This window comes from Pseudomonas sp. F9001 (genome assembly GCF_013385435.1).
In the GTDB taxonomy this organism is placed as follows: Bacteria; Pseudomonadota; Gammaproteobacteria; order Pseudomonadales; family Pseudomonadaceae; genus Aquipseudomonas.
This window is the reverse complement of sequence record NZ_JACAPX010000024.1, coordinates 202,720-214,069: the sequence shown is the minus strand read 5'-3', so window position 1 is coordinate 214,069 and position 11,350 is coordinate 202,720. Positions and strand designations below refer to the sequence as shown.

The 11,350-nt window shown below is 60.6% G+C and carries 9 protein-coding genes; all 9 read right to left on the bottom strand.

The genetic code is table 11. The features are described from left to right. Positions 1-47 precede the first annotated feature (47 nt). Positions 48-3,338, bottom strand: a complete 3,291-nt coding sequence (locus HX818_RS22605) for a transglutaminase family protein (RefSeq protein ID WP_177020767.1) — start codon at positions 3,336-3,338, stop codon at positions 48-50. A gap of 187 nt (positions 3,339-3,525) precedes the next feature. Further along, a complete protein-coding gene (locus HX818_RS22600; RefSeq protein WP_177020766.1) occupies positions 3,526-3,975 on the bottom strand; it encodes a hypothetical protein in 450 nt (149 codons plus the stop codon). Then, positions 3,972-4,892, bottom strand: a complete 921-nt coding sequence (locus tag HX818_RS22595) for an NAD synthetase (RefSeq protein ID WP_102604267.1) — start codon at positions 4,890-4,892, stop codon at positions 3,972-3,974. The genes HX818_RS22600 and HX818_RS22595 overlap by 4 nt, the downstream gene beginning before the upstream one ends. Positions 4,893-5,113: 221 nt before the next feature. Continuing rightward, entirely contained in the window at positions 5,114-7,417 is a 2,304-nt protein-coding gene (locus HX818_RS22590; RefSeq protein ID WP_008439091.1) for a YgiQ family radical SAM protein, read from the bottom strand. A gap of 99 nt (positions 7,418-7,516) precedes the next feature. Further along, positions 7,517-8,911 carry a replicative DNA helicase gene (gene dnaB / locus HX818_RS22585; RefSeq protein ID WP_003217484.1) on the bottom strand — a complete coding sequence of 465 codons (1,395 nt, stop codon included), beginning with the start codon at positions 8,909-8,911 and terminating at the stop codon, positions 7,517-7,519. A 120-nt stretch (positions 8,912-9,031) separates the two neighbouring features. Continuing rightward, complete coding sequence (gene rplI, locus HX818_RS22580) at positions 9,032-9,478, bottom strand: 50S ribosomal protein L9 (protein WP_003171376.1); 447 nt, start codon at positions 9,476-9,478, stop codon at positions 9,032-9,034. An 18-nt stretch (positions 9,479-9,496) separates the two neighbouring features. Then, positions 9,497-10,384, bottom strand: a complete 888-nt coding sequence (locus tag HX818_RS22575; RefSeq protein ID WP_003217488.1) for a hypothetical protein — start codon at positions 10,382-10,384, stop codon at positions 9,497-9,499. Between the two features lie 36 nt (positions 10,385-10,420). Beyond that, complete coding sequence (gene rpsR / locus HX818_RS22570; RefSeq protein ID WP_002551829.1) at positions 10,421-10,651, bottom strand: 30S ribosomal protein S18; 231 nt, start codon at positions 10,649-10,651, stop codon at positions 10,421-10,423. Positions 10,652-10,679: 28 nt separating this feature from the next. After that, positions 10,680-11,102, bottom strand: a complete 423-nt coding sequence (rpsF, locus tag HX818_RS22565; RefSeq protein ID WP_003217491.1) for a 30S ribosomal protein S6 — start codon at positions 11,100-11,102, stop codon at positions 10,680-10,682. Between the last annotated feature and the right edge of the window lie 248 nt (positions 11,103-11,350).

Below are 11,350 nucleotides of genomic sequence, written 5' to 3'. Positions count from 1 at the left end.
GCAAGCCAGCTCCCACACAAACCCTGCTCCCACATTTTGAATCGCATTTAGTCATTCTTATTGGGGAAGCGCCGCAAATCCAGGGTCATCGGCAATTCATCATTGATCACCACACTCGGCACCGGCAATTTCCCGGGGCTGTGTCCCAAGCGGAAAAACCGCGCCATCCGCCGGCTTTCAGCTTCATTGGCATTCACCGGCAGGCTGTCGTAATTGCGCCCGCCCGGGTGGGCGACATGGTACTGGCAACCGCCCAGCGAGCGCTGCATCCATGTGTCCAAAAGATCGAACACCAGTGGCGCATGCACCGGGATCGTTGGCTGCAGGCAGTTGGCCGGTTGCCAGGCGCGATAACGCACGCCAGCCACAAACTCGCCGACACGCCCGGTGGGTTGCAGCGGCACCGGGATGCCATTGCAGGTCAGCAGGTAACGCTGGGGCGGCAGGCCACTCAACTTGACCTGCAGGCGCTCCAGGGACGAATCCACGTAACGCACCGTACCGCCCACCGCACCCTCTTCGCCCAGCACATGCCAGGGCTCAAGGGCCTGGCGCAATTCCAGTTCGATGCCGCTGACGGCGTAGTCACCGACCTTGGGAAAACGGAACTCCAGGTGCGCGGCAAACCATTCGGCCCGCAGCGGATAACCGGCAGCGTTCAGCTCGACGATCACGTCGGCAAAATCCTGCTCGATAAAGTGCGGCAGCAGGAAGCGGTCGTGCAGCTCTGTGCCCCAGCGCGCCAGCTTCGGCGGCGCATAGGGTTCACGCCAGAACCGCGCGACCAGTGCCCGCAGCAGCAACTGCTGGGTCAGGCTCATGCGGGCGTGGGGCGGCATTTCAAAGGCACGCAATTCCAGCAGGCCCAGGCGGCCGGTGGCACCGTCCGGCGAGTAGAGCTTGTCGATGCAGAACTCGGCGCGGTGGGTATTGCCAGTGACGTCGATCAGCAGGTTGCGCAGCAGGCGGTCCACCAACCATGGCGGGCATTCTTCGCCCGCTTCGGGCATCTGCGCGAAGGCGATTTCCAGCTCATACAACGCATCGTTGCGCGCTTCGTCGACCCGTGGCGCCTGGGAAGTCGGGCCGATGAACAGGCCGGAAAACAGGTAGGACAGCGACGGGTGGTTATGCCAATAGCTGATCAGGCTGCGCAGCAGATCGGGGCGCCGCAGGAACGGTGAGTCCTTGGGCGTAGCGCCACCGAGCACAAAGTGGTTACCGCCGCCGGTGCCGGTGTGGCGCCCGTCGATCATGAATTTTTCTGTGGTGAGGCGGGTTTGCCGGGCTTCTTCGTAGAGAAATTCGGTGCGTTCCACCAACTCGTCCCAGGTGGCGGACGGCTGCACGTTGACCTCGATCACACCCGGATCCGGCGTCACCCGGAAGTTGCTCAGGCGTGGGTCGCTCGGCGGCTCATAGCCTTCCAGCAGCACCGGGCAATGCAGTTCTTCGGCGGTGGCTTCGATGGCGGCCACCAGTTCCAGGTAATCCTCGACCCGTTCCAGCGGCGGCATGAACAGGTACAAGCGGCCGTCCCGTGCCTCGGCGCACAGGGCGGTGCGGGTCAGCCAGTCGGCAGACTCGTCGATCTTCGGGATACGGTCTTGGCTGGCAGCTGCCTCGCCATGGCTTTGCAGTTGCGAGGTGGTCGGCAGGTCTGCCAGGTCCTGATTGGGATCGGTGGGGTGCACGAACGGATAGTCCGCCGCCGTTACCCACGGTTGCGAGGCCAGTGGCAGGCGATAACCCAACGGTGAATCGCCCGGCACCAGGCGGCAATGGTTGTCCCGCAGGTACCAGCGCCCGCTCTGCCAGCGGTCATTGGCCGCCGTGCGTGCCAGCGGCAGCACCTGGCCGATGACTTTATCCAGGCCCTGGCTGAAGACCTTGCGCAGGCGTTCGCGCTCAAGCTTGTCCTCCAGGCGCGGATCTTCGGCGCTGACGTTTTGCGGCAAGGCGCCTTCGCGCCACAGGTAATAGAAATTGTCTTCGTAGGCCGGGAATACAAACCGCGCGGGCAGCTTCAAGCGCTCGGCGACACTGGCCAGGAACCGCCCGGCCATCACGCCATCGGCACCGTAGCTTTGCTGCTCATCGGCGATCAGCGCGCTGTTGTGCCAGATCGGCACGCCGTCGCGGCGCCAGTAGCAGTTGAGGGACCAGCGCGGCAGTTGCTCGCCGGGGTACCACTTGCCCTGGCCGAAATGCACCAGGCCCTTGGGTGCGTAGTGCTTGCGCATGCGCTGGAACAGCTCGGCGGACAGCCGGCGTTTGTCCGGGCCCAGGGCGGCGGTGTTCCATTCGGCGCCGTCGGGGTCGTCGATGGAAACGAAGGTGGGTTCGCCGCCCATGGTCAGGCGTACGTCGTCCTTGTGCAGGTCACCGTCGATCTGCCGGCCCAGGGCCTGGATCGCCAGCCACTGCTCTTCGGTGTAGGGCTTGGTAACCCTGGGCGCTTCCCAAATCCGCTCCACGGACATCTCGTGGGTAAATTCGCACTCGCAGGGTTCCACCAGGCCACTGATGGGCGCCGCGGAAGAAGGATCAGGACTACAGGCCAACGGGATATGACCTTCACCGGCGAACAAACCGGAGGTGGCATCGAGGCCGATCCAGCCGGCGCCGGGCAAATAGACTTCGCACCAGGCGTGCAGGTCGGTGAAATCCACCTCGGTGCCGGACGGGCCATCGAGGGCTTTGACGTCGGCGGTCAGCTGGATCAGATAGCCCGACACAAATCGTGCCGCCAACCCAAGGTTGCGCAGCAGTTGCACCAGCAACCACGCCGAATCCCGGCAGGAACCGGAGGCGTTTTCCAGGGTGAATTCCGGTGTTTGTACCCCCGGCTCCATGCGGATCAGGTAGCCGATATCGGCGGCCAGGCGCTGATTCAGGCCCACCAGGAAATCCACCGCCGGCAACGGCGTGCGGTCGATACCCGCCAGATACGCGGCGAATCTCGGGGTCAGCGGCAATGTTTCGAGGTACGGCGCCAGCTCGCGCTGCTCATCGGCGGCGTAACTGAAAGGGATTTTTTCGGCGTAGGGTTCCAGGAAGAAATCGAACGGATTGAATACCGCCATCTCCGCGACCAGGTCGACTTCGATGCGCAGCTCGTCAGTTTTTTCCGGGAACACCAGACGGGCCAGGTAATTGCCCTGGGGATCTTGCTGCCAATTGATGAAGTGCTGTTCCGGCAGCACCTTCAGCGCGTAGGAAAGAATCCGCGTGCGGCTATGGGCCGCCGGACGCAGACGAACAATCTGTGGGCCGAGTTCGACCGCGCGGTCGTAGCGGTAATGCGTAACGTGGTGCAACGCGACATGAATCGACACGGCGGCCTCCTGCGAGCCAGGGCATGGAAACAAAGCGCGCAAGACTTATGCCAGAGCAGTGGTCATTGCGCTTTATCGTGGGACCCGGTGCAGTACAGCACCAAAACGGCGCGATGGCTGCCGTCGTGGTGCGAGGGTTGCACATATTTGTGGCGGGAGTGTGAGGGTGGGTGGTGAATCTACCCAGTCAACGGGCTTTGTGCCTGGCGATCACGGCTTCACGCAGGTGGCGAACTTCGACCAGTTTCTGGCGCATTTCGCGGTGGCGCTTGCTGTTAAGCACCAGCAGCGCCAGCAACGGCAACAGCACGCTCATGCCATAAATAAATGGATGCGGTCGGTACTCGATCGTGGGCAGCACACACACAAGACAAAGCCCCAGCAACGCCACCAGCGGCCACACCCATTGCGGGCGTCCGCGGGCGATCATGAAGTTGCAGTGCACGATGACCAACGTCAGAGCGATTCCGCCGAGAAAGGAGTACTTGGCGTTATCCGCCAGGGGAAGGTCCCGGAAATAGCTGTCAAAAAACAAAGGCACCGCGAAGACCAGGGAAAATACCGCCGCCAATATCGCCCCCATGAAAACCGGAAAGTACCGGGATAGAAAGGCACGAATGCTCGGTGCTTGGTTCATTGCTCAATCTCCTCGTATAGACCTACGGCAATGGTTCGGACATTCCCGGAGAGCGCACTGCCCGTGAAGCCAATCGAGGCGCCCAACGCATCCTGTATTTGCGTGACCGTTGCGTGCTTGACCTGTGTGGGCGTGAAGCGCTTGGGCAGCTCACCTGACAACTGACGCAACTTGAGCATCTTCGAGCTCAAGCGAGGGTCGTTAATGCTCAGCAACTCCTTGGTCAGTTTGGCGCGCTCTTGTCGATTCAAGCCTTTCAGTACCTCCCGAACACTTTTGCCGGTGGTCGCCCTATTCAGCCGGACCAGCTTGAGGGTGGTGAGTGACGATGCACCGACTCCGACCAACGATGCGGCGTCCAACGCGATCATCGTGTATTGATACCATTCCTCGCCGTCGAGCTCGTCGTTGCGCGACGGATTTCTTATTTCGTTGACGGTCCGGTAGCCACCGGCAAAACACTGAACGGTACTGGCTGCCGCAGCGGTGTAGCCGAGGGCTGCGACCACCGTACTGGCACCCGCCGAAAACGGTATCGCGACAGAGCCGCTGAGCACCACTACCCAGCCGATGACTGCACCGGCACACGACAGCGTGGTGTTGATCGCTTCACCCACCAGCCGCGATTCACGGGGATTGTCTTGCACCTGCTGGGCGAACTGCGCCGGCGCTATGTACCGCTGCGCTTCCCGCAGGATCACGCGTTTGGGCGCAATGCTGCAGATGGGTTGGAATTCGCGCAGGGTGACGACGTTGAAGTCAGCATCGATATACACCACACCCGCCCCCACGATGCCGGGGTCGGCGTCGATGGCAGCAAACAGGCGTGGCAGGTTGATCTGGCTTTCGATGCGCTGGCGGGCCATGAACTGGGAGCGGTTGGAGTCCATGCCGATGCCAAGCAGGGGGCTGCTCATGGGGGTGTTCTTCCTTGAAATGGGTGGTGTCTGAACTGGCGCTTTCGCGAGCAAGCCCGCTCCCACATTCGACCGCATTCTCATGCTGAAACCCGGTCACATGTGGGAGCTGGCTTGCCTGCGATGGCGCTCGAATGGGCGCCACCTTAACAAACAGGCTACCCACCCGCTAGAAAGCAAAACGCCAGCACGAGGCTGGCGTTTTGCGTTTCAGGCTGCGATCAACGCGGCACGACCGGCTTGCGGGCTGGCTTCTTGCCTTTGCCCTTGGCGGCGTCGGTGCGCTCCTTGGCGGCCTGCTTGTTGCGCGCCATGGCCGCGGCCTTGGCTTGCTCGCGCTTGTCCCAAGGGTTGCTGCCATCACTGCCACGCGGCGGCAGGCCGGTGTGCTGGGTGAGGATCCTGGTGGTGGTTTCCTTCGCAACCTTGTGGCTGCCAGCCGGCGTCGAGTTTTTGCGACGGGCGCTCTGGTAGCTGTCGGTGGACGGTTGGTGCAACGGGATCAGTTGCTCCTTGCCCGGCCCGATCAGGTCTGCACGGCCCATGCGGGTCAAGGCTTCACGCAGCATCGGCCAGCCTTTCGGGTCGTGGTAGCGCAGGAAGGCCTTGTGCAGACGGCGCTGTTCTTCGCTCTTGACGATGGTCACCGCGTCGCTCTTGTAGGTAACCTTGCGCAGCGGGTTCTTGCCCGAGTGGTACATCGCCGTGGCGGTGGCCATTGGCGACGGGTAGAACGCCTGCACCTGGTCGGCGCGGAAGCCATTGCCCTTGAGCCACAGGGCCAGGTTCATCATGTCTTCATCGGTGGTGCCCGGGTGGGCGGCGATGAAGTAAGGAATCAGGTACTGCTCCTTGCCCGCTTCCTTGGTGTACTTCTCGAACATGCGCTTGAACTTGTCATAGCTGCCGATGCCCGGTTTCATCATCTGGTTGAGCGGACCTTCCTCGGTGTGTTCCGGGGCGATCTTCAGGTAGCCACCAACGTGGTGGGTCACCAGCTCTTTCACGTATTCCGGCGACTCGACCGCGAGGTCGTAGCGCAGGCCGGAAGCGATCAGGATCTTCTTCACACCCGGCAACGCACGGGCGCTGCGGTACAGCTGGATCAACGACGAGTGGTCGGTGTTCAGGTTCGGGCAGATGCCCGGGAACACGCAGGATGGCTTGCGGCACGCGGATTCGATTTCCGGGCTCTTGCAGGCAATGCGGTACATGTTCGCGGTCGGGCCGCCGAGGTCGGAAATGACGCCGGTGAAGCCTGGCACCTTGTCGCGGATCTCTTCGATTTCGCGAATGATCGACTCTTCGGAACGGTTCTGGATGATTCGGCCTTCGTGCTCGGTGATCGAGCAGAAGGTGCAGCCGCCGAAGCAGCCACGCATGATGTTCACCGAGAAGCGGATCATGTCGTAGGCCGGGATCTTTTCCTTGCCGTACGCCGGGTGTGGAACACGGGCGTAAGGCATGCCGAACACGTAGTCCATTTCTTCGGTAGTCATGGGAATGGGCGGCGGGTTGAACCACACATCCACTTCGCCGTGCTTCTGTACCAGCGCGCGGGCGTTGCCCGGGTTGGTTTCCAGGTGGAGCACGCGGTTGGCGTGGGCATACAGCACCGAGTCGCCACGGACTTTTTCCACGGACGGCAGACGGATCACGGTCTTGTCACGGGTCATGCGTGGGCTGGCCAGGATCTGTACCACCTTGGCCTCTTCCGGGTCTTCCACCGGGCCCTTTTCCTGCTCGATGGCGCAGGCCTGGGTGTCCTGGGTATTCACGTACGGGTTGATGATCTTGTCGATCTTGCCCGGACGGTCGATACGGGTGGAGTCCACCTCGTACCAGCCTTCAGGCGTGTCACGGCGAATGAACGCAGTGCCGCGCACGTCGGTGATGTCTTCGATCTTGTGGCCCCACGACAGGCGCTGGGCGACTTCGACGATGGCCCGCTCGGCGTTGCCGTACAGCAGGATATCGGCACAGGCGTCGATCAGGATCGAGTTGCGTACACGGTCCTGCCAGTAGTCGTAGTGGGCGATGCGGCGCAGGGAGGCTTCGATGCCGCCGAGCACGATCGGCACGTGCTTGTAGGCTTCCTTGCAGCGCTGGCTGTAGACCAGGCTCGCGCGGTCCGGACGTTTGCCGGCCATGCCGCCTGGGGTGTAGGCGTCATCGGAGCGGATTTTCTTGTCGGCGGTGTAGCGGTTGATCATCGAGTCCATGTTGCCGGCCGCGACGCCGAAGAACAGGTTCGGCTCGCCGAGCTTCATGAAGTCGTCTTTGGACTGCCAGTTGGGCTGGGCAATGATCCCGACGCGAAAGCCCTGGGACTCCAGCAGCCGGCCGATGATTGCCATGCCGAACGACGGATGGTCCACGTACGCGTCACCGGTGACGATGATGATGTCGCATGAATCCCAGCCAAGCTGATCCATCTCCTCCCTGCTCATCGGCAGGAATGGCGCAGGACCGAAACATTCGGCCCAGTACTTGGGATAGTCAAATAACGGCTTGGCTGTTTGCATGACGGTGACCGGTGTTGAGATGAAAAATCGCGGGCGCGGAATATAGCACAAAATTTGACCAATTCCGACCTTTGCAGTCGGAATTGGCGGGCAGCGCTTTTACTCGTCTTCGAAGTTATAGCTGCCCGGCGCCAGGTTCTCGAAGCGGGTGTATTTACCGATGAAGGCCAGGCGCGTGGTGCCGATTGGCCCGTTACGCTGTTTACCGATAATGATTTCAGCGATGCCTTTATGCTCGGTTTCCGGGTGATACACCTCGTCCCGGTATACGAACATGATCACGTCAGCATCCTGCTCGATCGCTCCGGATTCCCGCAAGTCGGAGTTGATCGGGCGTTTGTTCGGACGCTGCTCAAGAGATCGGTTGAGCTGCGACAGGGCAACCACCGGGCAGTTGAATTCCTTGGCCAGGGCTTTCAACGAGCGGGAAATCTCGGAAATCTCGTTGGTCCGGCTGTCACCGCTGGAGCCCGGGATCTGCATCAACTGCAGGTAGTCGATCATGATCAGGGCGATGTCGCCGTGCTCACGCACCAGGCGTCGGGTACGCGCGCGCATTTCCGACGGGCTGATGCCCGCGGTGTCATCGATAAACAGCTTGCGATCGTTGAGCAGGTTGACCGCCGAGGTCAGGCGCGGCCAATCGTCGTCTTCCAGGCGACCGGCACGCACCTTGGTCTGGTCGATGCGGCCCAGGGACGACAACATACGCATGATCAGCGATTCGCCTGGCATCTCCAGGGAATAAACCAATACGGCCTTGTCGCTGCGCAACACGGCGTTTTCCACCAGGTTCATGGCGAAGGTGGTTTTACCCATGGACGGACGGCCGGCGACGATGATCAAGTCGGCTGGCTGCAGGCCGCTGGTCATGCCGTCGAGGTCGGTGTAGCCGGTGGACAGGCCGGTGATGGCGTTGTCGGTGTTGAACAAGGTGTCGATACGGTCGATGGCCTTGGTCAGCAAGTCGTTGACGCTGACCGGGCCGCCGGTTTTCGGCCGGGCCTCGGCGATCTGGAAGATCTGCCGTTCGGCTTCGTCGAGAATCTCTTCGGCAGTGCGGCCTTCCGGGTTGAACGCGCTGTCGGCGATCTCGGTGGCGATGCCGATCAACTGGCGCAACGTGGCCCGCGCACGGACGATCTGCGCATACGCCTTGATGTTGGCGACCGATGGCGTGTTTTTCGCCAGCTCGCCCAGGTAACCCAGGCCGCCCACTTGGGACGTCTGGCCTTCCTTGTCCAATTGCTCGGCCAGGGTCACCACGTCGATCGGTGAGTTCTGGTCGGCCAGCTTGGCAATGGCGCGGAAGATCAGGCGGTGGTCATGACGGTAGAAATCGCCGTCCGAGACTTGATCCAGCACGCGTTCCCAGGCGTTGTTGTCCAGCATCAAGCCACCGAGCACGGCCTGTTCGGCCTCGATGGAATGCGGCGGCACCTTCAGGGCAGCGGTTTGCAGGTCATATTGCTCAGGAGCGGAGATATCGTTCATGGCCACTTGGAATAGTTGGAGAATCAGGAGCTACAGAAAAACAAAAGGCACGACCTGTGAACAGGATCGTGCCCGATGTTAACTGCCTGGCACGCGAGGTGCCAGTCAGTTAGGTGTTGCTTAAGCTGCTACCACAACAACGCGTACGGTTGCCTCGACTTCAGCGTGCAGGTGCACGGCTACATCGAATTCGCCAACGTTGCGGATGGTGCCGTTCGGCAGACGAACTTCGCTCTTCTGCACTTCAACGCCGGAGGCGGTCAGTGCATCAGCGATGTCGTGGGTGCCGATCGAACCGAACAGCTTGCCTTCGTCACCGGCGGTGGCAGTGATAGTCACTTCCAGCTCAGCCAGTTGGGCAGCGCGAGTTTCGGCCGAAGCTTTTTTGTCTGCTGCTGCTTTTTCCAGCTCAGCACGACGCTCTTCAAACGCAGCCAGGTTGGCAGCGGTTGCAGCGGTGGCTTTGCCGTATGGCAGCAGGTAGTTACGACCGTAGCCGGCCTTAACGTTCACTTTGTCGCCCAGGTTGCCCAGGTTGGCGACTTTTTCCAGAAGGATCAGTTGCATGTGAAAATCCTCTAACTTTTAACCTTCACCGTTCGCGTTATCGGCGTCTTTCGGCGCCAGACGACCGCGAAAATCAATCAGGCCGTCGACAATGGCCAAGACCACGAGTAACGGATAGATCAGCTGCATGAACAGCAACAGCGTCACGTACAACCCCACCAGCCAGAATCTGCCCAGTCGCTTTTGCGCCACCAGCCCATGAATCAGGGACAGGCCGGCGAATACCAGCGGTACGCTGCACAACGGCACCAACAGCGCCAGGCCAAAAGTCGGCCCGACCACCATGAACGCCAGCAGCAACATCGCCGGTCCAGCGGGGATTCTGATACTGCGAAACTCGCGACCAAAACCACCCGGGTTATACAACAACGCCTGCCAGTAACGCCCAAGAATCAGGCTCAGCAAGCTGACAATCTGCAACAGTGCCGCTATCAGGCCGGTAAGCATCGGTGCAACCACTGACGCAAAGCGCGCTCGCTCCTCTACCGATAACTGCTGGTAGAGATCCCCGAGGGCCAGCGGCAGGATCTTTATGATCTCCTGCGCCAGCGCCTCGATTTGCGGGCGGAAAGCCGCGCCAAGCGCCAGTGAATACACCAACCCCAATGCCACGCTGACCAGCAGCGTACGGACCCAGGACTCACTTGCGCGCAAAACCAACGCAAGGGTCGATGAACCGAGCAGTACCAGAAGTACCCGTGGATCATCGAATTTCAACCACCAGACCAAGGCCGGCAGTATTCCCAGGGCAAGAACGCCAAGGGCGTCCTTCAAACCGCGCCGCAGAAGCACAAGGCAACCCGCGGCAGCACCCAACCAATACAACAACGGCAATGCTGCACATCCAGCCACTACCAGAGTGGCCTGCACACGACCGCGCATGATGAACTCAGCTAAGGCGCGCATGCATTCAATCCCTTACTACTTGTCGACTGCCCGGTCTCAGCGGCCGTGGCTGTCGGTGTAGGCCAGCAGGGCCAGGAAGCGGGCGCGCTTGATAGCGGTGGCCAGCTGACGCTGATAACGAGCTTTGGTACCGGTGATGCGGCTTGGAACAATTTTGCCGGTCTCGGATACGTAGGCTTTCAGAGTGTTGAGATCTTTGTAATCGATCTCCTTCACGTCTTCAGCGGTGAAGCGGCAGAATTTACGACGACGGAAGAAACGTGCCATTTGATAGGCTCCTTAAAAGGTCCGTGGATTACTCGTCAGCGTTATCGCTGTTGTCGCTGTCATCACTATCAGCGCTTTCAGCGCCTTCGTGCTCAGGACGGTCGCGACGCTCACGGCGCTCACTGCGGTTTTCTTCAGCCTTGAGCATCTCGGATTGGCCGGTAACGGCTTCTTCGCGACGGATGACCAGGTTACGGATCACTGCATCGTTGTAGCGGAAGTTGTCTTCCAGCTCGGCCAGGGCCTTGCCAGTGCACTCAACGTTCAGCATCACGTAGTGAGCCTTGTGAACATTGTTGATTGCGTAGGCCAGTTGACGACGGCCCCAATCTTCCAGACGGTGGATTTTGCCGCCGTCTTCTTCGATCAGCTTGGTGTAACGCTCTACCATGCCGCCGACTTGCTCGCTTTGATCCGGGTGGACCAAAAAGATGATTTCGTAATGACGCATGAATGCTCCTTACGGGTTGTAGCCTGCCGCTCAAAAACGGTCAGACAAGGAGTGAATGACACTTATGGATCTTGCCGAAGGGAGGCACATGCGTGCCTGCCATGAAGGCAAGGGGCGCAATTGTAGAGAAGGGGGAGAAAGGGTGCAAGGTGATTGGTGATTATTTGAACAGCCCCCATACACCACAAAAACAAATGTGGGAGGGGGCTTGCTCCCGAAAGCGATGTGCCAGTCACCAAATGCACTGA